Source organism: Providencia sp. TYF-12 (assembly GCF_041344805.1).
In the GTDB taxonomy this organism is placed as follows: domain Bacteria; phylum Pseudomonadota; class Gammaproteobacteria; order Enterobacterales; family Enterobacteriaceae; genus Providencia; species Providencia huashanensis.
The window spans coordinates 2,585,534-2,611,647 of the sequence record NZ_CP166833.1 but is presented as its reverse complement, the minus strand read 5'-3'; the positions used below and the strand labels follow the sequence as shown (position 1 = coordinate 2,611,647).

The following is a 26,114-nucleotide window of genomic DNA, read 5'->3' as shown; positions in this document are numbered from 1 at the left end:
ATGTGAAAAATAAATACCCTCATATTAGGAAATGAAAATGAAGAAAGTACTACTGACTGCAGTTGCAACAACTATTATTGGCTTATCAACAGCTAACGCTGTGACCTATCCCCGGAATTAGTACCAATCCCGTGATGAGATTTTCCAGCTTATGCTGCCTGCTTTGCATACTCAACAGGCGACATGTAATTCAACGAACTGTGCGGACGAACATGATTGTAATGCTCGCGCCATAAATCTATTTCGTATCTGGCCTCGTCCATCGTTCTAAACCAGTGTTGGTTCAGGCATTCGTTTCTGAACTTGCCATTCAAACTTTCAACAAATGCGTTTTGTGTTGGTTTACCTGGCTGAATAAAACCCAGAGTAACGCCGCTTTCTTTGCTCCAGAAGAACATCGCCTTACTTGTAAATTCAGTGCCATTGTCACAGATCACCTTATTTGGTTTGCCGCGTTGCTCAATCAGCAAACTCAAGAATCTGGCGACTTGCCTGCCACTGATGGAAACCAAAACCAATTGGCCTACCATTTCACGCGAATAATCATCCACCACATTTAAAACCCTAAAGCGCCTGCCATTGCTGAGTTGATCCGATACAAAGTCCATAGACCAACGTTGATTCACAGCTGTTGGCACTTCCATAGGCTGTCGTGGCCGAGTCAGCTTTTTGCGTTTTTTCGTACGCACCTGCAAACCTTCTTCGGTATAAAGGCGATAGGTATGCTTACGGTTTTTAACCCAACCTTCGCCCCGAAGCAGACTATGCAACATCAGATAGCCATAACGCGGATATTGGGTTGCCAATGCTTTCAACCGCTGTCGTATGCTGTTATCTGCATTCGTTTTGGGCTGATACCGCAATGCCGTTCGGCTTAATCCCGCCAACTTGCAAGCCACCCGTTCACTCAGGCGAAAAGCTTCTATCAAATGCTGAGCAACAGGTTTCCTTGCCGCTGGCGTCACCACTTTTTTGACAGTACATCCTTCATTGCTTCGACTTCCAGCATCTTGTCGGCCAGCATTTTCTTAAGCTTGTTGTTCTCTGCCTCAAGCTCCTTCAATCGCTTGGCTTCGTTCACTTCTAGGCCTGCGTACTTACTGCGCCAGTTGTAGAAGGTCCCGACGGATATCGCCATCTCACGGCATAAGTCCTCGACCTTCGAGCCTGCTTCATGCTGCTTGATGGCTTTGATGATTTGTTCTTCGGTGTAACGTTTTTTCATTTTGAGATCTCCATTGGTTCCATTTTATTGGAAATCTCATCAATGTCATGGTCTTAAATTGGGGGGATAGGTCAGCTGCAAGCACCAACGTTGGTGGCGGCCAAGTTAACTTTCACGGTAAAGTGACCGATGTTTCTTGTACTGTTTCTGTGGATGGACAAGGTAGTGATGCTAGCGTTTACTTAGCGCCAGTTTCATTAACAGAAGTTCGTGATGGTGGTGCAGATGCATTGTTAAAACCAAAATCTTTTGTTATTGACGTAACTAACTGTGTTGCAGCAGATGTTAAAGATGCAGCTAATGATTCCGCGATCGATAAAACGTTATTAAACGTTAACTGGACTGGTGGTAACTTACTGCAAGGTGCATCAGGTAACTCAGAAGGTTACTTAGCAAATACTGAAACTACAGGTGCTAAAAATATTCAATTGGCACTTTCAACTGATGATAGCTCTGACTTATCAGGTAAAATCATTCCTGGTAACCCATCTCAGAAAAAAGTTAAAGGTGACTTAACTAAAGTTGAGAATGGAGCTCGTTTCCAATACTACGTTGGTTACGCAACTTCTACACCTAAAGATGTCACAACAGGTGAAGTTAAAAGTTATGCAACTTATGAAATCACTTACCAATAAGAATGTAATAAGTTAATTCCTTATTAGTTTTAATTACATAAGCATTGTTTAAATATTAATTTAATCAGCATTACTTTGATAAGCGGTAGGTATACTGCCGCTTTTATTTTGAGGTTCAAATGAAAGCAATAGTATTTATCTTCTGCTTCATTTTCAGTATGCATTCATTTGCTAATAATATTATCGTTAATGGTACACGGTTTATTTATCCTGGAAATGAAAAAGAAATTACCGTGCAATTAAATAATACTGCCGATCGTCCTGCAATTGCACAAGCGTGGCTTGATACAGGAGATGCGTCAGAAACACCAGATACGATAAAAACCCCATTTCAGATTACACCACCAATTTCGCGTGTAGAAGCTAAAGGTGGGCAAACGTTACGAATCAAATTAATGGATAAAGGAAGTATTCCTCAAGATCGCGAAAGCTTATGGTGGTTGAATATTTTGGATATTCCCCCTATGGCTAAAGCTAAAGAAGGGGATAGTCAGAATGTATTGCAATTAGCGATCCGTTCTAGATTTAAATTCTTTTATCGGCCAGCAGGGCTGAGTAGCCGTGAATTAGCGCCAGAGCAACTTGTTATAAAAGCAAATGGCAAGAGCATTATTATAGATAACCCGACACCTTACTATATTACCATTACAAAAATTTCAACAGATGGTAAATCTGGGTTAAATGAAAAAACAATTTTATTAGAACCAAAAAGTCAAACGACAGTTGAATTAAAACAAGCCGTAAGGTCAGGAAGTCATATCGTAATTAATAATATTAATGATTATGGGTCAGATATTGCGGTGAAAACCACCGTTAAATAGGAATATATAATGAAACAGCGAGAGTTAATAAATAAATATAGCAATACGCTCTCTGTGACTTGCTTTGTCACTGCATGCATGGTGCCTACATTTAATGCTTGGGGTGAAGAAGATACAACCTATGAATTTAATAGTGGTTTTATTATAGGTAGTAAGGAAGATGTTGATTTAACGCGTTTCAATTCTTCAGGGATCAGCCCCGGTAAATATTCAGTTGACGTATATACGAATAACAATTGGAAGGGGCGCTACGATCTTAATTTTGAAGAACAAAAAAACGGTCAACTAGGAGTGTGTTATACACCAGAAATGCTTTCTGACTTTGGTATTAATATTGAAAAGCTAAATCCTACGGTTAGTAAAGATAGTAATACTTGTTTACCTTTAATGGATTGGAATGATCAAAAAGACGTTGTAGATACATTTCATTCTTCTACATTGCGTTTGGATATTTCTGTTCCGCAAATATATGAACAGAGAACTTCCCGTGGTTATGTTTCTCCTCAATTTTGGGAAACGGGCATTCCTGCACTAAATATCGGTTATATGGCTAACTATTATGATAACCATACCAGTGGCTCAAAGGGAACGAATAACGCTAGCGCTTATTTAGGGCTGAATGCTGGTTTAAGTTTTGATGGGTGGCTACTCAAACATATTGGAAACCTTAATTGGCAGCGTCATGGTGGAACGAATTGGAATAGCAATCAAACATATCTGCAAAAACCAATCGCCGAACTAAAATCAAAAGCGACAGCAGGGCAGTTTTATACCGATGGTGATCTCTTTGACAGTATTAGTTTGCGTGGTGCAAAACTAGCAACAGATGACAATATGTATCCTGATGGAATGGCAACATACGCGCCTGAAATCAGAGGAATAGCACAAAGTAATGCCTTAGTAACAGTAACACAAAATAACTCTATTATTTATCAAACAACGGTTTCACCTGGGCCTTTTAACTTGACGGATGTTTATCCATCAGGTTACGGGAATGATTTGGTTGTAACAGTAAAAGAAGCTGACGGAAGTGAAAGTAGCTTTAGCGTGCCATATTCATCATTAGCACAGCTATTACGTCCTGGTTTTACACGTTATCAAGTTGCTGGTGGTAAAGCTGATGCTGATGGGTTGAGAAATCGTCCATTTATTATGCAAGGTACTATTCAACATGGTTTGAATAATACGTTTACGCTTTATGGTGGTGTCACTGCATTTGATGACTATCAAGCTTACTTAGTTGGTACTGGTGTTAACACTGGGTTTGGTGCAGTTGCTGTGGATTTAACTCAGTCTAGAACCGCATTCAAATATAGAACAGAAAATGGGCAAAGTTACCGTCTAACATTTAGTCGTTTGTTTACTCAAACGGATACTAACTTGGTATTAGCTGCTTATCGGTATTCAACGAAAGATTACTATAGCGTCAGTAATGCATTATATGCGATAGATAACGATAAGCGTGGCGTAGAGAATACATTAGGACGCGAGAAAAATGGCTTTAGTTATACAGTAAATCAAAACCTTCCTGATGGTTATGGTGGGGTTTATTTTACGGGCCGTATTTCTAATTACTGGGATAAGTCAGGGACAGAAAAGCAATACCAACTGAGTTATAACAATAATTTTAATCGTCTTTCTTATGGCGTCGCATTTATGAGAGTTTATGCGGAAAATACCAATAATAAAAAAGATGACCGAATCAACTTAAACTTTAGCTACCCACTGTATTTCGGTGAGAGTCAGAGCGCAACATTAACTTCAAATACGACATTCAATAATGAAAAATTTGGTTCCAGCCAAATCGGTGCGAGTGGTGCATTTGATAGAGATAATAATTGGACTTATGGCGTAAATACTTCAGTTGCAAATGGTGGACAGAAAAATATTGGTTTGAATACGGGTTATCGTGCACCGTTTGTTAATACGAATGCGAACTATAGCCAAGGTCAGGGGTATCGTCAGTTTGGGCTTGGTGCAAATGGTTCAATGATTGTGCACTCTGAAGGCATCACATTCACACCAAATACTTCAACAACGTTGGCTTTAATTGAAGCGAAAGGTGCGGAAGGTGCATCAATCATGGGAGCACCGGGAACACGGATTGACGGAAATGGTTATGCTATTGCTCCTTATGTCAGAGCTTATCGCATTAATAATGTAGAAATTGATCCAAAAGGAAGTCCTGAAGATATTGTTTTTGAAAATACAGCAACGCAAGTTGTTCCTTATGAAGGGAGTATCGTTAAGGTTAAATTTGGTACTAAAGTCGAAAAGAATATCGCATTTAATGTTGTAAGACCTGGAAATAAGCCATTGCCATTTGGGGCGAATGTTACTGATATAGATGGTGAGTCCATAGGTATCGTTGGTCAAGGTGGTACAGTATTTATTAGTAGCGAAACTGCAAAAGTGGCAATTATAAAATGGGAAAACGGGCAGTGTTCATTTTCTTTAGAAGCTGGCAATAGTAAGGAAAGTTTATGTCAATAACGAAACAAATTTGCTTGTATATCGGAGTTGGTGTGTTTCTTACCGCGAGTTATGCTTCTGCGTATTGTAATAGAACTTCAACCCGGACATATGAATTAAATATGCAGATGGGGAGAGTCGTGGTAGACCCTAACTTAAATGTTGGCGATACCATTGCGGAGCAAACATGGGATATGCGGGAAAACTCAAGTGCTATTTATGCGTATTGTACGAGGAATACACCGATAACAGCCTCCGTGACTATGCCAAGTTTAGTTCCAGTAGGGAACAAAATTTACCAGACAAATGTGCCAGGAATTGGTATGAAATTTCACCGTGAAGGTGCGGTGAGAATGACGTACCCGGATACATTTTATGCGCCTAGATCAAGTAACTATTATCTTGCGGGTTCAAAATTTATTTTAACTCTGGTGAAAACAGCTCCGGTTACCGGTTCTGGAACTATAGCAAGTGGTCTTTATACGTCTTATGGATATACTCCAAACAACGACCCGTTTTTAATTACTAAGTTAGATGCTGAAGCTATCACAATAGTTTCACCTTCTTGCCAAGTTGAAGGGGGAACTGAAAAAAATGTGTATCTTGATCCTATTAAGCGCTCACAGCTGAATGGTACAGGGACGACGGCAGGCGAAAAAGATTTTGATATTCGATTAATATGCAGTGGTGGTGTTAGTATTTCTGGTTTTGCAAATGTTAATATGACTTTCAGCGGCGATATTCCAACAAATATGAATAACCGGCAAGGTGTTTTGGTTAATCAGAATAAATCCAGTAGCGGAGCTACAGGGGTTGGTATACAAGTTTTAGAACGTAAAGCTAATAAACCACTTATGTTTAATGAAAAATACAACGTTGGACGTTTAGTTGACCGGCAAACAAAATATCTTGATTTAAATTATAAAGCTCGTTATTACCAATATGGCCGTACAATTTCTGCTGGAGAAGTAAATTCTAAAATGGTTTTTAATATTACCTATGATTAAAGTTTTATACATAAATTTTGATTTAGTGTGATTATAATTAAACTAAATTTTTGGTGATGTTCTGTAAGTTGATAAAATCAACTTTAAATAAATGGCTAATCTTTATGTAGAAGATTAGCCATTTTATTTTAATAATCTTAGAAAAATAAAAGTACAAATAACATGGCATAAAAATGCTTATGTTATTTGTACTTTATTTGTATGAACTTAATGTTTTGATTGTATTAATATTGATCTTTAGAAGGGGCGATAACACTTTCAGCGGTGTATCTTAACTCTTGATTAAGTTCATTAGATAGTCCGTTTTCGTTTGATTTTGAACTACTTACATAACCTTGAAAAAACCATTCAATAGGGCAATTTAGCGCTTCTGCGATATCAACTAAATGATTAATTGGTATTTTATTAATACCATTTTCATAACGTGATATTTGTTGTTGGCTTAAATTTAGTTTATTAGCTAAATTGGCTCCAGATAGACCTAGTTCTTTTCTCCGGTTTTTTATCTTGATACCTATTAGAGTATGAATGTCCATATGACATCCTCAATTTATATGAAGGGTTATATTTAATATTTTTAATAAGATTTACATTATATAGTATATTAAAAACTAAAGTACTTTAAAAGTTCTAATGATGATAATTATGATAAAAATCTCCATTTACAACTAATGATTAATAAAAAATAACATTATTTTTAGTAGGGGGATTGTATCACTTAATAAGTAAAAATAATTAATTTTATTTTATTGCTTGAAAGTAAGGTTGTTAGCGCAAGTGAAAGATAGAAAATTTAACTTAATACTTTCAATCTGGGCATATTTTATATTGAAAGTACTATAGGTAACTCTATAAATACAACCAATTACGATATCTTTAATAGCAAACTATAAAATTCAAATGAAAAAGTTAAGAATGTGGTGTTATATTGTTAATTTTATGCTTAATATATTAACTCTAAATATAAGTTAACTATAAAACACACGCTTTAATAGGTTAATAATATTAATAAAATGTGAGTATTTATTAATTTAAATAAATGCTTAAATAATCTTATATGATGACTTTTTCAAATGGGTCATGTTTTGGGTTTTGGTTCCATATATACTCCATTTTAATAGCGATATCAGTTGCTATATTTAACCCATAGAAATCATTAACAATTTGCAACGACATATCAATACCGGCACTAATACCTGAAGAGGTATAAAATTTTCCGTCATGCACCCATCTTGCACTAGGTTGCCATAAAATTTTTTTATTTAGCGATGTAACCCAGTCATAGGCTAGTTTATTGGTGGTTGCGCGAAGCCCATTTAAAAGAGGGGTTTTTGCAATGAGTGCAGATCCTGTACAAACTGAAATCACAGTATCAGCAAACTCAAATTGTTTCATTAACCATTGGATGTACCTATCGTCTTGCGATAAAGGCCGAGTGCCTTGTCCCCCTGGGATTAAAATATGTTTATAGCGAGGCTTATCTACTCGTATAGTTTCAAGTGTGACACCTTGTGAGCTAGTCATAGGTAAGCCAGAAGGGGAAATAAAGTTAATTTTGCAATTATCTAAGCGGCCAAATACCTCTACAGGCCCCATGACATCAAGGGTTTCAAATTCATTAAAAAGAATGATAGCAATAGAGTCTAACGTCATAAGTCTCTCTGGCATTTCTGTAATGTGGCTATTTTGCCATGATTATTACTTCATTATTGGGATTTTGTGCACTTTATTAACACTAAAAGTAAGTGAAATTTTACAAATCATTCACACATAAACAAAATCACTAAAGTATACTGTAAATATGTATTGGGTTTTTTACTCCCTGAACAATGAGGTTAAAAATGAAACTATATGTTTATGACCATTGCCCATTTTGTGTCAGAGCCAGAATGATTTTTGGTTTGAAAAAGTTAGCGGTAGAACAGGTTTTTTTACTGGATGATGATAAAGAAACACCTATCAGTATGATAGGTAAAAAAATGTTACCTATCTTGCAAAAAGAGGATGGCAGCTATTTACCGGAAAGCTTAGATATTGTCCATTATATTGATAGCCTTAATGAACCTAAATATGCTAATGGAACGATTTTCCCTGAAATAGAAACTTGGTCTAAGGCCGTATCTTCAGTCGTTTATAAACTTGTGACACCTCGCTTCACTGAAACTGATTTTCCTGAAATCAGTACAACTAAAGCAAGGGAGGCTTATATTGAACGTTCTACCAAATCGCATGGTGATTTAGGAGAACTGAAGAAAGAAACTCACACTTTATTAATAGAGTTAGAACCTCAAATGTCATTATTAGATGCGTGGTTAGAAACACGTGGGGAAGTTATTGATATTAATGATTTTATTATTTTCCCGATTCTACGTAGTTTGAGTATTGTCGACGAATTGTCATTCAGTACAAATATTAGCCATTATATGACCCGTATTGCAGAAGCCGCGAAGATTAATTTACTGTTTGACCAAGCCAAATAATTTTTGTGTTAAATGAAAAATGCCTCCCAACAGGAGGCATTTTAGTCAATAGAATGCAAACCGTGAGTAGGTAATCTTGCCTGTTAATTCATATAATCACGTAAGGTATACACGAGTTTGTAATGCCCTTGAATCAAGACAAGTTGATTGTTTTTCAACGTAACAGTTGCACCATCAGTTAACATTCGTTTAATTAATGGGTCCCATTTTGATAAATCTTCATCGACACATTCAAGTTCTGTTTTATTTAGATCTTTAACGGTAATTTTAGCATTGTTAATATTACCGAACCCGTTGAAATCATTGCACATTGATGCTGAAATAAACATTTTTTCACCAAAAGAAATAGATGGCGTTGTTTGTTTATTTTGAATCGTTTTGCCGTCAACTTCGGTCAGAATAAAACGATGGTGCATTAATTTGTTTCTAAGTTCTTGGTCGTCATTTCTGGCATTCACTTGATGTGTTTGGCAAGCGGCTAATAGTACACTTAAAATTGTAAGTGGAATTAGGTGTTTCATTGTTCCATTATCCAACTAAGCATTAACAATATTAGGGCAAGTTTCACCACTATTAATTTGGCGAATATTATTAAGCGTTGTTTGGCTAATGCTTATCAACGCTTCTTCAGTTAAAAATGCCTGATGCCCCGTGAATAACACATTATGGCAAGATGAAAGACGACGGAAAACATCATCTTGTATAACATCGTTAGACTTATCTTCAAAAAATAAATCACGTTCGTTTTCATATACATCCATACCTAACGAACCAATTTTTTGTGATTTTAACGCATTGATTGCTGCAACAGAGTCTATGAGTGCACCGCGGCTGGTGTTAATGATCATGACCCCTTTTTTCATTTTATTAAACGCACTTTCATCAAGTAGGTGATGATTCTCTGCGGTTAATGGGCAATGTAGAGAAATAACGTCTGATTGCTTATATAAGGTATCTAAATCCACATATTCAGCCCCAAGATCTAAAACTGCTTGGTTTGGATATGGGTCATGGGCTAGGAGTCGCATCCCAAAACCTTTTAAAATACGTAGAGTGGCTTGGCCAATTTTACCTGTTCCAATAATGCCAGCAGTGCGGTTGTGCATGTTAAAACCGGTTAAACCTTCAAGAGAGAAGTTAGCATCTCTAGTCCGTTGGTATGCTCGGTGGATCCTGCGATTTAGGCATAGCATCATGCCAACAGTATGTTCAGCAACGGCTTCTGGGGAATAAGCAGGCACACGTACCACCTGAATCCCTAATTCTTTAGCCGCTTGTAAATCGACATTATTAAAACCCGCGCAGCGTAAAGCTAAAATTCGAATGTTTAATGCAGCTAATTCTTCTAAAACAGCACGGTTGGCTTCATCATTAACAAAAATACAAATAGCATCAGCACCTACCGCATTTTTTGCAGTCTGAACCGTTAATGGAAAATCAAAATACTCAATATTAAAATTAAACCCAGAACTTTGATTAACTTGTTCCATGTGCTTACGGTCATACAGTTTGGTACTATAAGAAACAATTTTCATCAGAGAGACTCCAGTTTTTAGGAACCAATAAAATAACAGTAGGTAAAAATGTGTACCTACAAAATATAAACTCAGAATAAGGCAATTAAGTTTGTAAATCACCTATAAATTAAGAAAATAGGTATCTGTTTACAATCAGATATAGTTTATGCTTGCTAGACAATGAGTTAATGTGACAGTCGAATGAACTTCATTACTTGCAGTGTAGAGCAAATCAGACAAGGACGAAGCTAATGCAGCTATTAAAAAGAGCATTTATGATATTACTTTGTTTTTCAGGGGTAAGTATTGCTCTCTTAGCATTATTATGGATTACTATTTCTCGTTGGGCTCCAGTGGTTGCTTCTCACTATCTTCCTGAACCGTTGAAGCTTTCATTTTCAACGCCGCGTATTATAGAAGGGCAATTACAACTTAGCGAGATCAATCTAAACGTCGATAAATGCAAGTTAGTTGAGATAAAAAATACTCGGGTTTCAATATTCCCATTGCATTTTATTGTTGATAACCTCACTGTGGCTCCTGAATGTTTTAGTGCTATTAAATCAAGTAGTCATGGCACAGATGATGCTATAAATGTTGAGCAGCTGATAGGCAGTATTCCCGAGTTTTCGCTTGTCATAAAAAATGTAGACGTTCATCCTTGGGAGGACTACCAAGGTAGCTTATGGCTCAGAAGTAGCCATACTGATCCTTTAAAATTGGATTTTAGAGGAGATAATTTACAGTTAACCTCTTTAATTACCGCGGATAATCAATTGGTTATTCAAGAATTTTCTACATACCTCCCAGAACAAAAACAAACGTTAGAGCTTTCAGGTGAAATCCAATTACCTTTGACGGCAAATCGATTACCTGAGAAAGGTGAGTTAAACGCTAATTTTAAATTATTAAACCCTGAAAAATTCCTGACTGCTAAATTTAGTTGGGGAAATAATAAAGGTAAAATAAGTGTCGTTGATATAGACAAACAGCAAGAAATACTCCACCTTCCTTGGGTTTTAACCCCTGAAGTTATTCAAATATCCGACGGTAAATGGCAGTGGAATGAGGCTGATATTCCTTTAAAAGGGGGAATAAACTTACAGGTTAATAACTGGAATAATATATTGAGTGAAATGGTTTTTTCAGGGCGAATCAATCTATTGACTCAAGGGAAAAAAGGAAAAGCAAACTTAGTATTAACTCTGCCCCCAACACATATTGATTTAATAAATACTGCGGTCAATTTTCAGCTTAATGGCAGAGTGAAATATGAAGATATGATTTTAGATATCAACTTGCCAGCTCAAGTATCAGGCGAACTAACCGCGGCAAAAATCTCATTTTTATCGGGGTCATTACTTAGAGCATATGGAAGAGCATCACCAACAGTATTAATTAAAGAAATCCGTTTACCTCTTGCAGGCACTTCCCTTAGTGAAGAGGGTATTTCCGGGCCTCTACAAGCGATATTAAAGGTTAAAGAGCAATATTGGGGGGATTTTGATATCCATTTAGATGGTAAAGCCAATAAATTTACCCTCGATAACGGCACATGGTTTTGGAATTATTGGGGGAATGCTGTATTGCCTTCAATCTCTGCTAATTGGGATATTAAAGGGAATGGTAGTTGGCAAGATACACTGATTACACTAAATAATTTAACGACAGGTTTTAACCAAATACACTATGGTTTACTGTCGATGAGTGCACCGCGTTTGCAATTAACAAAACCTTTATCTTGGCAACGAGATCTCAACAAAGCTAACTTTAAGGGGTCATTGCAACTTACGAGTGAACGAATGCAATTTGGTAAAGAAAGTTATTTACCAAAAATCACGGTAAATGCAGATATTAATGGTAAATCACCTGCTGATTTTCAGTTAAAAGGTGACCTGAGTACTAAGGATGTTGGGCCAATTGTGATTTTTAGTCGTTGGGATGGGGAAAGGCTAAGAGGTGAAGCCCGTTGGCCTGAGCAATCAGTGACTGCATTTCAAACATTAATACCCGCAGATCTTGGTATTGAATTAAAACAGGGTAAATTATTTTCTCAAGCTGCATTTTCTATTACACCTGAAGATGGCTTTATTGCTGGTGGGCACTGGAGAGTTGAAAATACTAGCCTTTGGCTGAAAGATGGAGACCTATCGGGGTTAAATTTTGTATTACCATGGCGGTTAAAGCAAAGCACATGGACTTTGGGTGGAAAAACACCTGTTGAATTACGGATTAAACAACTAAATAATTTATTTGAACTTACGGATATTAAAGCTGATTTATCTGGAAGTTATCCTCCAACAGATAGTGCGCCATTGAAGCTAACTAATGTCGGTTTTAAGACATTAGGAGGGAATATTTCAATGGATTTATTACGCTGGCCACAGACACAAGCTTCAACGATTAAATTGCGACAAATTGAACTTAGCCAGTTATTTACCATACTGAAAGTGTCACAGTTTGCAGTCTCAGGTAAAGTTAATGGAGAGCTGCCATTTTATTTAAATAATCCGGAATGGATAGTTAAAAATGGTTGGATGGAAAACAGTGGGCCGCTGACTTTACGGTTAGATACCCAATTTGTCGATTCTATTCGTGAAGATAATATATCTGCAGGTTCTGCAATGAGTTGGTTGCAGTATTTAGAAATACAGCGTAGCAGAACAGATGTAAATATAACTAATTTAGGGATGTTAACGATGAAAACGATCCTTGAAGGTTATAACACACAAGAAAAGAAAAGGCGTGAGGTTCATTTAAATTATCATCATGAAGAAAATATCTTTCAACTATGGCGTAGTTTGCGATTTGGTAGCTCTTTAGAAGAGTGGTTAGAAAAAAATTTATAATAGGCGTAGGGATGAATGTGAATATATTGAAACTGAGTACAGTAGTAGTAATAACCTTTTTATTATCAGCTTGTTTGCGAGTTGAGGTTGCCACCCCGGATAAGCCAATTAACATTAATATGAATGTGAAAATTGAGCATGAAATCCAAATAAAAGCGGATAGGCAGGTTGAGGAGTTACTTAAGGAAAACAGTGATCTATTTGGCGAGGTAAGTGAAAAATGAGTAAGATAATTAAAGTGTTAGCCTTATGCTCATTGTTTAGTGTTTTTCAATCTATGGCATTAACAATTGATGAAGCGAAAGATCGAGGGGTGTTAGGGGAAACATTATCAGGATACTTAGCCCCTGTTAATACAAATAATCCAGATGCTGTAAAGTTGGCAAACCAAATTAATCAAGAACGTGAAAAAAAGTATAGTGAGATTGCTAAAAAAAACAATCTAAAAACTAGCGAAGTAGCGAGAATTGCTGGGCAGAAATTAGTTGAGCGAGCAAGTGAAGGGGAGTATGTACGTGGAATTAATGGGCAATGGCTACAAAAGAATTAAAAAAGCGCACTAAGAAAGCGCGCAAATTATAACAATGGTAGCTTTAGGTATATGAGGTGCTTATTAATTTATGATGTTATTTATATGTTCTTGAGCTTGTTGATGAGCTTGTAAAACTGAATCGGGTCCTAACGCAGTCCCTTCAGCAAAAATAAACTCAATATCGCTGATACCAATAAAATTCAAAAATAATGTTAAATAAGGCACCATAGTATCAGCAGGTGTATCTTTATAGATGCCGCCTCGGCTTGTTAATACATAAGCGCGTTTATCTTTTAATAAACCAACGGAACCTTGTTCTGTATATTTAAAGGTATGGCCTGAACGTGCAATAAAGTCAAAGTAGTGTTTTAAATGAGACGAAATCGTAAAATTGTACATAGGTGCTGCAATAACAATCGTATCATGAGCTTTGATTTCTTCAATTAATGCATTTGATAGGTCTAAATGTGCTTGTTGTTGTTCTGTTTTCGTGTCACTAGGGCCAAAAGCTGCTAAAATTTCACTGTCAATTGCTGGGACCGGCTGATTGACTAAATCACGTACAGTAACTGCGTCTGCTGGGTATTTTTCCTGCCATTGCTGAATAAAGTAATCTGCCATTTTATTGCTTTGTGAGTAGTCAGCAAGAATACTTGATTTCAATAGTAATATTTTACTCATATGTTCCTCAAATTTATTGTATTACTTTACTCTAATCATACGTGATACATAACTGATTGATAGAAAGAAAATTAGATAGCTTACTTCAAAAAAAATGATGGTATTTTTATGTAATAACAACAATCAAAACCTAATCTAAATGCTACTTCTAAACGGCGAAGTTTAATGACTATCGTAATTGTAATTAAAAATATAAGGATTAAAAAGTGAAATCCATACTGACAGCATTAAACGCTGATATTGGACAAACTTCATTACGTGACCAATGGTTACTGAAAAAAAGAGTGCATGGAGTCGCGAAAATTCAAGATGAAAAATCGCGTTCAGCTGTACTTGATATCATTAAGTCGGATATTGAAACGGCTAAGCAGAAGGTGTTAGCCAAAAGGTTAAATCCACCTAAAATTGTTTACCCTGATAATTTACCGGTCAGCCAGAAAAAAGATGTTATTTTTGATGCGATTAAAAAACATCAAGTGGTTATTATTGCAGGTGAAACTGGCTCAGGTAAAACAACCCAAATTCCAAAAATCTGTCTTGAACTTGGACGAGGTGTACTCGGCTATATTGGCCATACCCAACCGCGTCGCCTTGCTGCTAGGTCAGTTGCTTCTCGGTTAGCACAAGAATTAGAGTGTGAATTGGGCACTAATGTGGGTTATAAAGTCCGTTTTAGTGACCAAGTGAGTGAAACCACCCAAATTAAATTGATGACGGACGGTATCCTCCTTGCAGAGCTGCAGAATGACAAATTACTCCTACAATACGATACGATTATTATCGATGAAGCACATGAGAGAAGCTTAAATATTGACTTCATTTTAGGGTATTTGCGTCAATTATTACCCAAACGCCCTGATTTAAAAGTTATTATTACTTCAGCAACTATTGATCCTGAAAGGTTCTCGAAGCACTTCAATCATGCGCCAATTGTTGAGGTATCTGGGCGTACTTACCCTGTAGAAGTGCGTTATCGCCCAATTGTTGGCGGAGATAATGACAGTGACCGTGACCAAATTGATGGGATTGTTGATGCTGTTAACGAATTATCACTAGAAGGTAATGGTGATATTCTGATATTCATGAGTGGTGAACGTGAAATACGTGATACTGCTGATGCTTTATCAAAGTTGTCATTACGTCACACTGAAATTCTTCCTTTGTTTGCAAGGCTCTCTAATACAGAACAAAATCGTATTTTCCATCCTCATGGAGGAAGGCGAATTATTTTAGCGACCAACGTAGCAGAAACATCATTAACAGTACCTGGTATCAAATATGTAATTGATACAGGTTATGCACGGATCAGTCGTTATAGTTATCGAACAAAAGTGCAACGTTTGCCTGTCGAGGCCATTTCACAAGCTTCTGCGAATCAACGAAAAGGGCGTTGTGGGCGTGTTTCTGATGGTATCTGTATTCGCCTATATTCGGAAGAGGATTTTCTTTCACGAGCGGAGTTTACTGACCCGGAAATATTACGGACCAATTTAGCCTCAGTTATTTTGCAAATGACTTCTATAGGCCTTGGTGATATTTCTGCATTCCCATTTGTAGAGGCTCCTGATAAACGTAATATACAAGATGGCGTAAAACTGTTGGAGGAGCTCGGGGCAATTAAACCTCATAGGCAGGCAGATAAGGGCTACCAATTAACAGATACAGGTCGTCAATTAGCCCAACTGCCTGTTGACCCGAGGTTAGCTCGTATGGTTATTGAGGCGAGAAAACATGGTGCCATTAGGGAAACGATGGTCATAGTTTCTGCGCTTTCAATCCAAGATCCAAGAGAAAGGCCTTTGGATAAGCAACAAGCTTCTGATGAAAAACATCGTCGCTTCCATGACAAACAATCAGACTTTTTGGCTTTTTTAAACCTTTGGGATTACCTGAAAGAGCAACAAACACAGCTGTCTAACGCTCAATTTAGGAAAATGTGCAAACAAGAGTTTTTAAATTATTTACGTATTCGTGAATGGCAAGACTTATATACGCAACTAAGGCAAGTTGTAAAAGAACAAGGTTTTGCGATTAATAGCTCAGCAGCTGATTTTCGTAGTATCCATATTTCTTTATTGGCTGGGTTACTTTCACATATCGGGCAAAAGGATGTTGATAAACCAGAATATACTGGAGCAAGGAATGCGCGATTCACCATTTTTCCTGGCTCAGGTTTATTCAAAAAGCCCCCTAAATGGGCAATGGTTGCAGAGTTAGTTGAAACATCAAAATTATGGGGGAGAATTGCGGCTTCTATTGATGTTGAGTGGATTGAACCATTAGCAGAGCATTTGACGAAGTATAGCTATAGTGAACCCCATTGGTCAAAATCTGAAGGTGCGGTAATGGCATCAGAGAAAGTGACCTTATATGGATTACCGATTGTTTCAGCGCGGAAAGTGAATTATGGCAACATTGACCCTTTATTATGTCGTGAGTTATTTATTCGGCACGCCTTAGTAGAAGGGGACTGGGTAACGCGTCACGCATTTTTTAAAGAAAACCTTAAACTGTTATCTGAAGTTGAGGATTTAGAACATAAATCACGTCGACGTGACATATTAGTTGACGATGAAACCTTATTTGCTTTTTATGACCAGCGGATCCCGAATGATGTGATTTCTTCACGCCACTTCGATAACTGGTGGAAAACTGCGTCAAAACAGCAGGCAGACTTGCTAAGTTTTGAAAAAAGCATGTTAATCAAAGAAGATGCCAGTAAAGTTTCGGCGCTTGATTACCCCAATTATTGGTATCAAGGGGAGCTTAAATTTCGCTTAAGCTATCAATTTGAACCAGGCACTGATGCAGACGGCGTGACAGTACATATTCCTCTCGCTATTTTAAATCAGGTGCAGAATATGGGTTTTGACTGGCAAGTGCCAGGTTTACGGCATGAATTGATTGTTGCATTAATTAAGTCATTACCCAAACCAATTAGAAGAAACTTCGTTCCTGCGCCAAACTATGCTTCAGCCTTTCTTGAGCGTGTGCCAGAACCTGAAGGTAGTGTGTTAGACAAGCTAGAAAAAGAATTGCGTCGGATGACTGGAGTGACTGTTGAACGTGAAGCGTGGCAGCTTGACCAACTTCCTGTACATTTAAAAATGACTTACCGTGTTATTGGCGACAAAAATAAAACTATTGCGGAAGGCCAAGATCTCGATATTTTGAAAAATAGCCTGAAGGAAAAAGTGCAAGAAACACTCTCTGAGGTCGTTGACGATGGGATTGAACAATCTGGTTTACATATTTGGAGTTTTGGCGAATTACCTCAACGTTTTGAGCAAAAGCGAGGAGGGTATTCAGTTAAAGCCTATCCGGCCTTAGTTGATGAAAAAAACAGTGTAGGAATTCGTGTATTTGAAACAGAATTTGAGCAACAGCAAGCGATGTGGTGTGGTATTCGCCGGTTATTATTGCTAAATATTCCATCACCCATTAAATATTTGCATGAAAAACTACCGAATAAATCGAAATTAGGGTTGTATTTTAATCCCTATGGTAAAGTTTTAGACCTAATCGATGACTGTATCTCTTGTGGGGTAGACCAATTAATTGCTAATTTTGGTGGAGCGGTGTGGGATGAAGCGCAATTTGAGAAGCTTAAAGAGTTTGCTCGTGCTGAATTAAACGATGTCGTTGTCACTATTGCAAAGCAAGTTGAGCAAATTCTTAGTGCAGTATTTGCAATTAGTAAACGTTTGAAAGGGCGAGTAGACTTTTCGATGGCTCTAGCACTTTCTGATATAAAAGCACAAATGGGGGGGCTGGTATTTAAAGGCTTTGTCACTGCTCATGGTTGGAAACGTTTGCCCGACGTGTTGCGGTATTTAAATGGTATTGAGCGTCGCCTTGAAAAGTTGGCTATTGACCCAAATCGTGACCGGGCTCAAATGAGTAAAGTCGAACACATTCAAAATATGTGGCAGCAATGGTTAGCAAAACTGACACCAATTCAAAAAGATATGCCTGAAGTACAAGAGGTTCGCTGGATGATAGAGGAATTGCGTATCAGTCTGTTTGCTCAGCAATTAGGGACACCTTATCCAATTTCAGATAAAAGAATTATTCAGACGATGGATAGCTTATCGCAAAAATTGTCGTAATAATCGCCTTTTGATTTACCAAAGCTTCGTACTTAACGGCACGAAGCTTTTTTATTTAGCTTCGTATTTAATAAAACTATTTTCACCCTGATTTAGTTACAACATACTGTAAGAATTACATCCAATTAGCCACTGTGCTCGTACAAAATAAACATTTAACTAGGTTGAAATTGAAAACAAAGAGAGTGGGGAGATAACGAAAAAAGATGATTTATACAGTGAGAATGATGAGCCTATATGGTCAAAGAAGGTAGGCTTAATAATATTAGACTAAGCCTACCTAAATGATGGACGCTATGCGAGTAAATAATAGAGTGCGGGTATTGCTGCGACAGCAATAGCATAAGCCATGATTATTTCTATCGTTTTTAATGGGGCCTTATTGGTCTGTTGTTGGCGAGCATAGAAAAAGACTAGAATGCCAGGGGCATATAGCACCACAGATAATAGCAAGTTAATTAAACCTGATGCATAAAGTAACCATAAACCATAGATGCTGGCAATAAATCCGACGGCAAGTAATGCTTTGTTATGGCGCTCAAATGCAACCTTCATCAAAAATGCGCCAACCAAGAAATAAGGCACTAAAATCATTTCAGAGGCAATTGTTAGCAATGTATTATAATTGCTACCACTGAGCCAAATTAAAACCAGTGAGAGCTGTACCGCACCGTTGGTTAGCCATAATGATGAAGATGGGGCATCATTTTTATTTAATTTATTGAAAACTTTAGGGAATGACTGGTATTGAGCCGCAATATAAGGTACTTCTGCAGCCATGATTGTCCAGCTTAAATAAGCACCGCATACCGAAATAATTAACCCAGCAGCAATGATGATATCACCACTTGAGCCCATTAAATTAACCATCAAAGCCGCCATTGATGGATTTTTGATTTCTGCAAGTTCAGCGCGAGGCATAATACCGAGTGATAGTAGGGTAACAAGGATATAGATGATTAGTGCTGAGCTAACTGCAAAGACTGTTGCTAAACCAACATCTCTGCGGTTTTTTGCGCGTGCAGAAACAACTACAGCACCTTCAATACCAATAAATACCCAAAGGGTAATTAGCATAGTATCTTTGACTTGTTCCCAAACCGGCATTTTTAGGTCTATTCCGCTGAAATCTGCATTAAAGATATCTAATTTAAATGCAAAAAACGCCAAGACAATAAACAAGCCAAGGGGAACTAATTTAGCCATTGTTGCTAATTTATTGATGCCGGCGGCGGTTTGTACGCCTCGTAGAACTAAATAATGAACAAACCACAATAGTATTGATTCACCTATCAATGCCTGCCAGGTATTTCCATCACCAAAAATAATGTTATCAGGGGTATCAGTAAAGAAGCTGATCGCCGCAAAAACAATAACGAGATAGGACACGTTTGCTACAACGGCACAGAGCCAATAACCCCACGCAGAACAAAACCCGATGAGTTCACCAAAGCCAACTTTTGCATAGGTAAAAATGCCGCCATCTAGATCAGGGCGTATTCGAGACAATAGTAATAGAGCAAATGCGAGAAATAAGATCCCAACACCTGTAATAGACCAACCAATGATTAAAGCGAGTGGACTAGCCACTTCGGCCATATTTTGCGGAAGGCTAAATACACCAGCACCAACCATTGAACTAAGAACAAGGGCGGTTAGTGCAGTAAGGCTCAATGTATTTTTCAAAGTAAATCCTGAGTGTTTAGCAATCAAAAGTTAAAATGACGTTAAAACGTCATTGCAGTAATGAGTTAAACTGGCAGGTTTAAATAATCTAGTGACTTTGACTGCCGTAATTTAAGTTGTGGGATTCTACGAATGAAATGGCCGATATGCAATGGGAAAGTATGCATTTTATTGGATGATTTATTCACTTTTATGTTAATGATGAAAAAGTATCAGAAGAAAGAGGTAAAGATGGGGTTTCAAGCATTTTGAGTTATTAAAATAAAAAAACCAGCCTAGATAATTAGACTGGTTTTTTAGAGACGTTATTTATTACTTAAATAAATCGGCACTAATGGTGACACTTCCACCGTTAGATTGCCATTCTCTTGTAATATGGAAATATTTGGCACCTTTCGCTTCAGCACGTTTTGCAATTTGATAACGTACTTCTGGTGTATTTGTGTAGTAACCAGAGAAGGTGATTGAATCAAATGGAACCATTTGTGCAGCAGCTGTTTTATTGACTTCTTCAATTACATAGCCACTTGGTAGTGTTACACTTGTTCGACCAGGTTGGCTGCTAGAAGTTTCAAAGAAACGACCTACCGCGGTTGTGGGTTCTTCGGATGAAGCAACACCAGGTATTCTTACCTTTTTAGCCGCTTCACCACCTTCAGCGAGCAGCGCTCGACCTGCATCTGAATCAGCGGGAACAACAGCATCTTCATTGAGAACTTGCCGTTTTGGTGCATCTTTTTTATAGATGTACGCGGTTGCTAAGGTATTACCACCATCGTTCATTGCAATATTACGTACGACATAGAATGATGCTGCATTCTTTTCGAGCGCTTTTTTTGCAATAGCTTCGTAAAGGTCAGGTTGAGAAGGGTAAAAACCGCTAACTGTAACAGTATCGAAAGGTTCGTACTGTGCAGCGTCAGTTTTAGTCATTTCTTCAACACCGCCAAAGACACGACGTTTTGGTTCGTCGACTTTAGGTGCATCTTTCGCGTAGACATCCGCAACAACACGCATGTTGCCGCTATCACCTACATCATCAAGGCTTTGAATGTAAAAGGCATATGCCCCCATTTTATCAGCCCTACGGGAGACTGCATCGGATGCTTCATAGATAGCATTAAAGCGCCCGGTAACTGTTATACGCTCATAAGGTTTTAATTCAGTAGCCTGTTTTGGCGTCAATTCAACAGCCGCCTGAGTAGCAGTTATACTAGTTAATGATAACACCGCGGCTGCGATGACCGTAGTTTTCAGCTTCATACAAAATCCTTCCGCCTTGCGCAATTTATTATAAAAGTGCTGAATCTTAGTTGTATCACATGTACGTGATTATTACACGTAACTGAACCTGTTGTCTCATGATTTTCTTTTTATAAGAAATAAATAATTATTGACTAGTTAAATTTACCAGATTTTTTAAAGTATCCAGTATTTTATTGACCTAAAACTAAGATTTTCACTGCGAATTCCATTTACTGTCTAAGAATCGTGATCAATTATGGATCAAGAAGCATATTTTCAGTAGGTTATTAGAACATTAAAAATCTGTTTATACACAAAATAAGACTTTTCTCTGTGATGATGGTCATTATTTTAGCAAACATTCAATCAACAACATTACTTTAGGCTTTAAAAAGGGAACATTATGCGTATTGGTATACCAAGAGAACGACTTGCCAATGAAGCGCGTGTTGCTGCTACACCTTCAACAGTGACTCAACTAGTAAAGTTGGGTTTTTCTGTCTGTGTAGAACAAGACGCAGGGCACTTAGCGAGTTTTGATGATGTAGCATACGAGCAGATAGGTGCAGAAATAGTTGATCGTGACACTGCATTTGCAGCTGATATTGTTTTTAAAGTCAACGCTCCACTGGAAGATGAAATACCGTTATTAAAAGAGGGAGCGACACTGGTGAGCTTTATTTGGCCAGCTCAAAATGCTGCGCTAATGGATGCTCTACAAGCGCGTAATATTAATGTGATGGCTATGGATGCAGTCCCTCGTATTTCAAGAGCACAATCACTTGATGCGCTAAGCTCAATGGCAAATATTGCCGGTTATCGTGCGATTGTTGAAGCTGCCCATGAATTTGGTCGCTTTTTTACTGGTCAAATTACCGCAGCAGGTAAGGTTCCGCCAGCAAAAGTCATGGTCATCGGGGCTGGGGTTGCTGGGCTTGCGGCTATTGGCGCGGCTGGCAGCCTTGGTGCGATTGTTCGTGCATTCGACACTCGCCCAGAGGTGAAAGAGCAAGTCCAAAGTATGGGCGCTGAGTTCCTTGAATTGGACTTTAAAGAAGAAGCTGGAAGCGGCGATGGTTATGCGAAAGTGATGTCAGAAGCCTTTATCAAGGCTGAGATGGAATTATTCGCGGCTCAAGCTAAAGACGTGGATATTATTGTCACTACTGCTCTGATCCCTGGAAAACCTGCTCCTAAATTGATTACTAAAGAAATGGTCGAATCAATGAAGCCGGGAAGTGTGGTTGTGGATTTAGCCGCACAAACGGGGGGGAACTGTGAGTTAACTCAAGCTGATAAGCTAGTTGTTACCGATAATGGTGTGAAAATTATTGGTTACACAGATTTACCAAGCCGCCTACCAACACAATCATCACAGTTATATGGTACTAACCTTGTTAACTTAATGAAATTATTGTGTAAAGATAAAAATGGTGAAATTGATATCGATTTCGACGACCTCGTTATTCGTGGTGTAACGGTGATCAAACAAGGGGAAATCACTTGGCCAGCACCTCCAATTCAGGTATCTGCTCAACCGCAGGCGAAGCCGCAACCAGTTGAAAAGGTTAAAGCGCCTGAGAAAAAGATGTCGCCAGTGGTGAAATATGGCTTGATGACATTAGCAATTGTATTATTTGGTTGGTTTGCCAATTCAGCGCCAAAAGAGTTTTTATCACACTTCACGGTATTTGCACTTGCTTGTGTTGTAGGTTATTACGTGGTTTGGAATGTGACTCATGCATTACATACACCATTAATGTCAGTCACGAATGCAATCTCAGGGATTATTGTTGTCGGTGCCTTACTCCAAATAGGGAGTGGTGGCTGGGTAAGCTTCTTATCCTTTATTGCCATATTGATAGCAAGTATCAATATTTTCGGTGGGTTCACAGTAACTCAACGCATGTTAAAAATGTTTCGTAAAGGATAAGGGGTAACTTATGTTGTCAAGTGGAATTGTGACAGCGGCTTACATTGTTGCTGCTATCCTATTTATTTTTAGCCTTGCGGGGCTATCGCGCCATGAAAGTTCTCAAAGAGGGAACACTTATGGCATCGTGGGGATGGCTATCGCACTCGTTGCTACCATATTAGGTCCCCATAGCGCAAATGTGGGCTGGATGATCGTTGCCATGGTGATTGGTGCCGTGATTGGAGTCCGTTTAGCAAAAAAAGTTGAAATGACGGAAATGCCTGAACTGGTGGCTATTTTACATAGCTTTGTTGGTTTAGCTGCGGTACTAGTCGGTTTCAATAGCTTTATCGCAAGTGAAGCACATGCTGATGTCGTAATGGAAAATATTCATTTAACTGAGGTTTTCTTAGGTATCTTTATTGGTGCGGTGACCTTTACGGGCTCGGTTGTGGCTTACGGCAAGTTGTCAGGCAAAATGTCATCTAAACCGATGATGTTGCCAAATAGACATAAACTTAACTTAGCGGCACTGGTTGTTTCATTTATTTTGTTAGTGATTTTCGTTAAGACCCAAAGCGTTGGTTTACAAGTGTTCTTAATGTTAATCATGACTGTGATCGCATTAGCTTTTGGTTGGCACTTGGTCGCCTCTATTGGTGGTGCTGATATGCCAGTCGTTGTTTCGATGCTTAACTCATACTCAGGTTGGGCAGCAGCGGCGGCAGGCTTTATGTTAAGTAATGACTTACTGATCGTAACTGGTGCATTGGTTGGTTCCTCAGGTGCAATTCTGTCTTATATTATGTGTAAGGCAATGAACCGCTCATTTATTAGTGTTATTGCGGGGGGGTTTGGTACCGATGGGTCATCGACTGGCTCTGAAGAAGAGATGGGCGAGTATCGTGAAACGTCAGCGGAAGAAGTCGCTGAAATGCTAAAAAACTCAACATCAGTGATCATCACTCCGGGTTATGGTATGGCTGTGGCGCAAGCTCAATATCCTGTTGCTGATATTACCACTAAGTTGCGGGAACGTGGGGTCAAAGTTCGTTTTGGTATCCACCCAGTTGCTGGGCGCTTACCAGGGCATATGAACGTATTATTGGCGGAAGCGAAAGTTCCTTACGATGTTGTATTAGAAATGGATGAAATTAATGACGATTTTTCTGATACCGATACTGTGCTAGTTATTGGTGCTAACGATACAGTTAACCCTGCGGCACAAGAGGACCCAAATAGCCCAATAGCTGGGATGCCAGTGCTTGAGGTTTGGAAAGCGAGTAATGTCATTGTATTCAAGCGTTCGATGAATACAGGTTATGCCGGTGTACAAAACCCATTATTCTTTAAAGAAAATACCCAAATGTTATTTGGTGATGCGAAAGATAGCGTTGATGCCATCTTACGTGCACTATAACTACTAAATAATTAAAACGTTTAATTAATATAATGGGGCTATTGGTCGATACCAGTAGCCCCACTTTTATGGTGTTAAGCCTTGTTAATATATTAAGCATAAAACTGGATATGGCTTTATTAAATAAGGTATTAGATACATTATTTAACTTTAAAGTTTAGATGGAAAATAAAATCATACATCATCAAATGTCTTATTATCTATTTGAAATAATCATTCATTGTGATAATGGTATTTTTTTATTGTTATTTTAATGTGCGTAATATACGAATATTAAATTTGTTTTTGGGTATTTAATGTATTATTGTTTTTCCTGCTCTTACTTTTTTATTTTCTTAAAACGGAGTTTTAAAATGAAAAATGCTATGTTTGATAAAGCTACTCAGGCTAATTATATTATTGATTTAGAATGTTCCATAATTTCTACAAATAATAATATTTCATATGTGCGAGAAATAACTGAGCTATATGAAAAACATATGGCAAAAAATGAGCCAGAACGCCAACGTATCTTGAAGGTAGACCTCCAAGGAAAGAGTGAAATACTTAAGCCTGAAGAATATAGATTAGTTAAGGAGTATCTTGAACAGATTGATAATCATTATAATGAATTAAAGGGTAGCATAGATACTCATAATAAATTAATATCTGAAATAAGAGGTTATATTGATAATCCAGGCTCTCGAAAAAAGGCTGCTACTTCAATTTTGGAACGATCTACAAAGCTAAAAGGGATGTTCGATAAGTTCGATAATATCCCTGCAATAGGGAGTGAACTACGAAAAATATTGTCTGACCTACCTTATGATGTTGAAAGGTATTTAATCAATGTGGAGCTTGAAGCTACACTTCTTTACCGTAAGCATGGGGAATTATTGTATAAGGCTAACAAAAATTATTCCGCGATAAATAACTATGAAAAAAATGGGGAATATACTGGGCCAAATCATCTTAGACATATAAGTAATTTTGAAAGAGATATGGTGGAATTAAATGCTAATATTAGTAGATTAAATGAAGAATTAAATAGTAAAGAAATGACTGAGTTTGAGCGAGTAGAGCATAATCGAACTTTAGATACCAGAAAAAAAGTATTTAATCTGAAAACATCATATATTAATTTGGCTAATAAGGTTGTTAAGGATATAGATAATTATGAAAATAGCAATAAAGTCATTTCAGGTTTGGATAATAACATCACGTTTGGCGTAGTGAATAAAAATGATTTCATTGGTTTTTTAGAGAATAAATTAATTGATTGTGTTGTGATTTTTAATACAACTGATGCTGATGTGGCTTATGCTAAAACAGAGGAAATCAATAATACTATAAAATCCGCTCCTTTATTTGTGAAAATTTCTATGTAAAATATTTCCAAATCTGCTCAACTTTGAGCAAATTGTATTTTTTATGATGGTTTTAGCTTATTTAAATTGCTTTTACATCTTTATTATTCCCCCTGTTTTACAGGGGGATAATTTACTACTGATGACGACAAAATATTGAAAGATGGTTTTACA

General features: G+C 37.7%; 20 protein-coding genes. 12 read left to right on the top strand and 8 right to left on the bottom strand.

The annotated features are described in order from the left end of the window. Window positions 1-149: 149 nt before the first annotated feature. Window positions 150-1,225, bottom strand: a protein-coding gene (locus ABE954_RS11785; RefSeq protein ID WP_104768132.1) for an IS3 family transposase whose coding sequence is annotated in 2 segments (ribosomal slippage) — window positions 150-976 and window positions 976-1,225 — 1,077 coding nt in all. Because the reading frame shifts where the segments join, the coding sequence is not laid out codon by codon here. A 47-nt stretch (window positions 1,226-1,272) separates the two neighbouring features. On the opposite strand from ABE954_RS11785, the gene ABE954_RS11780 reads away from it, so the two are divergent. The 4 genes from ABE954_RS11780 (at window position 1,273) to ABE954_RS11765 (ending at window position 6,160) form a co-directional block, all read left to right on the top strand. Continuing rightward, window positions 1,273-1,860 (top strand): fimbrial protein, encoded by a 588-nt coding sequence (locus tag ABE954_RS11780; RefSeq protein WP_371025462.1) that lies wholly within the window; start codon window positions 1,273-1,275, stop codon window positions 1,858-1,860. Between the two features lie 119 nt (window positions 1,861-1,979). Then, a complete protein-coding gene (locus ABE954_RS11775; RefSeq protein WP_129465880.1) occupies window positions 1,980-2,681 on the top strand; it encodes a molecular chaperone in 702 nt (233 codons plus the stop codon). Between the two features lie 9 nt (window positions 2,682-2,690). Further along, window positions 2,691-5,174 (top strand): fimbria/pilus outer membrane usher protein, encoded by a 2,484-nt coding sequence (locus tag ABE954_RS11770; RefSeq protein ID WP_371025461.1) that lies wholly within the window; start codon window positions 2,691-2,693, stop codon window positions 5,172-5,174. Continuing rightward, a complete protein-coding gene (locus ABE954_RS11765) occupies window positions 5,165-6,160 on the top strand; it encodes a fimbrial protein (RefSeq protein ID WP_210788924.1) in 996 nt (331 codons plus the stop codon). Before ABE954_RS11770 ends, ABE954_RS11765 begins: the two co-directional genes overlap by 10 nt. 224 nt (window positions 6,161-6,384) lie before the next feature. Here the strand turns inward: ABE954_RS11765 and ABE954_RS11760 are convergent, their stop codons facing one another. Next, on the bottom strand, window positions 6,385-6,696 hold the full coding sequence (locus tag ABE954_RS11760) for a helix-turn-helix domain-containing protein (RefSeq protein ID WP_042843858.1): 312 nt from the start codon (window positions 6,694-6,696) through the stop codon (window positions 6,385-6,387). A 517-nt stretch (window positions 6,697-7,213) separates the two neighbouring features. Beyond that, the gene (locus ABE954_RS11755; RefSeq protein ID WP_129465883.1) at window positions 7,214-7,813 is read right to left on the bottom strand and encodes a DJ-1/PfpI family protein; all 600 of its coding nucleotides are present in this window, start codon (window positions 7,811-7,813) and stop codon (window positions 7,214-7,216) included. Between the two features lie 188 nt (window positions 7,814-8,001). On the opposite strand from ABE954_RS11755, the gene grxB reads away from it, so the two are divergent. Further along, window positions 8,002-8,640: a glutaredoxin 2 gene (gene grxB / locus ABE954_RS11750; RefSeq protein ID WP_129465884.1), complete on the top strand. Its 639-nt coding sequence runs from the start codon at window positions 8,002-8,004 to the stop codon at window positions 8,638-8,640. 83 nt (window positions 8,641-8,723) lie between these two features. Here the strand turns inward: grxB and ABE954_RS11745 are convergent, their stop codons facing one another. Together ABE954_RS11745 and ABE954_RS11740 are read right to left on the bottom strand one after the other, a co-directional pair. Further along, the gene (locus ABE954_RS11745) at window positions 8,724-9,161 is read right to left on the bottom strand and encodes an META domain-containing protein (RefSeq protein ID WP_042843855.1); all 438 of its coding nucleotides are present in this window, start codon (window positions 9,159-9,161) and stop codon (window positions 8,724-8,726) included. A gap of 15 nt (window positions 9,162-9,176) precedes the next feature. Further along, window positions 9,177-10,175 carry a 2-hydroxyacid dehydrogenase gene (locus ABE954_RS11740; RefSeq protein ID WP_042843854.1) on the bottom strand — a complete coding sequence of 333 codons (999 nt, stop codon included), beginning with the start codon at window positions 10,173-10,175 and terminating at the stop codon, window positions 9,177-9,179. Between the two features lie 233 nt (window positions 10,176-10,408). Between ABE954_RS11740 and ABE954_RS11735 the strand changes: the two genes are divergently transcribed. From ABE954_RS11735 to ABE954_RS11725, 3 genes are read left to right on the top strand one after another with little or no spacing between them, the layout of a single operon-like run. Beyond that, complete coding sequence (locus ABE954_RS11735) at window positions 10,409-13,006, top strand: YdbH family protein (RefSeq protein ID WP_371025460.1); 2,598 nt, start codon at window positions 10,409-10,411, stop codon at window positions 13,004-13,006. 11 nt (window positions 13,007-13,017) lie between these two features. Then, window positions 13,018-13,230: a YnbE family lipoprotein gene (locus ABE954_RS11730; RefSeq protein WP_042843852.1), complete on the top strand. Its 213-nt coding sequence runs from the start codon at window positions 13,018-13,020 to the stop codon at window positions 13,228-13,230. Next, a complete protein-coding gene (locus ABE954_RS11725) occupies window positions 13,227-13,556 on the top strand; it encodes a YdbL family protein (RefSeq protein ID WP_042843851.1) in 330 nt (109 codons plus the stop codon). Before ABE954_RS11730 ends, ABE954_RS11725 begins: the two co-directional genes overlap by 4 nt. A gap of 63 nt (window positions 13,557-13,619) precedes the next feature. On the opposite strand, the gene ABE954_RS11720 is transcribed toward ABE954_RS11725, so the two are convergent. Continuing rightward, window positions 13,620-14,219, bottom strand: a complete 600-nt coding sequence (locus tag ABE954_RS11720) for an FMN-dependent NADH-azoreductase (protein ID WP_042843850.1) — start codon at window positions 14,217-14,219, stop codon at window positions 13,620-13,622. A 206-nt stretch (window positions 14,220-14,425) separates the two neighbouring features. On the opposite strand from ABE954_RS11720, the gene hrpA reads away from it, so the two are divergent. Next, window positions 14,426-18,328 carry an ATP-dependent RNA helicase HrpA gene (hrpA, locus tag ABE954_RS11715; protein WP_048607147.1) on the top strand — a complete coding sequence of 1,301 codons (3,903 nt, stop codon included), beginning with the start codon at window positions 14,426-14,428 and terminating at the stop codon, window positions 18,326-18,328. Window positions 18,329-18,622: 294 nt separating this feature from the next. On the opposite strand, the gene ABE954_RS11710 is transcribed toward hrpA, so the two are convergent. Next, on the bottom strand, window positions 18,623-19,963 hold the full coding sequence (locus ABE954_RS11710) for an amino acid permease (RefSeq protein ID WP_371025900.1): 1,341 nt from the start codon (window positions 19,961-19,963) through the stop codon (window positions 18,623-18,625). A 363-nt stretch (window positions 19,964-20,326) separates the two neighbouring features. After that, window positions 20,327-21,277, bottom strand: coding sequence for a DUF1471 family protein YdgH (gene ydgH / locus ABE954_RS11705; protein WP_071548056.1), 951 nt, complete (start codon window positions 21,275-21,277; stop codon window positions 20,327-20,329). Window positions 21,278-21,662: 385 nt separating this feature from the next. Here ydgH and pntA point away from each other — a divergent pair, with 385 nt between their 5' ends. From pntA to ABE954_RS11690, 3 genes are all read left to right on the top strand, one after another. Then, window positions 21,663-23,192, top strand: a complete 1,530-nt coding sequence (gene pntA, locus ABE954_RS11700) for a Re/Si-specific NAD(P)(+) transhydrogenase subunit alpha (protein WP_371025459.1) — start codon at window positions 21,663-21,665, stop codon at window positions 23,190-23,192. 13 nt (window positions 23,193-23,205) lie between these two features. Further along, the gene (gene pntB, locus ABE954_RS11695) at window positions 23,206-24,594 is read left to right on the top strand and encodes a Re/Si-specific NAD(P)(+) transhydrogenase subunit beta (RefSeq protein WP_042844348.1); all 1,389 of its coding nucleotides are present in this window, start codon (window positions 23,206-23,208) and stop codon (window positions 24,592-24,594) included. A 353-nt stretch (window positions 24,595-24,947) separates the two neighbouring features. Next, window positions 24,948-25,961 carry a hypothetical protein gene (locus ABE954_RS11690; RefSeq protein WP_371025458.1) on the top strand — a complete coding sequence of 338 codons (1,014 nt, stop codon included), beginning with the start codon at window positions 24,948-24,950 and terminating at the stop codon, window positions 25,959-25,961. The last annotated feature ends 153 nt before the right edge of the window (window positions 25,962-26,114 follow it).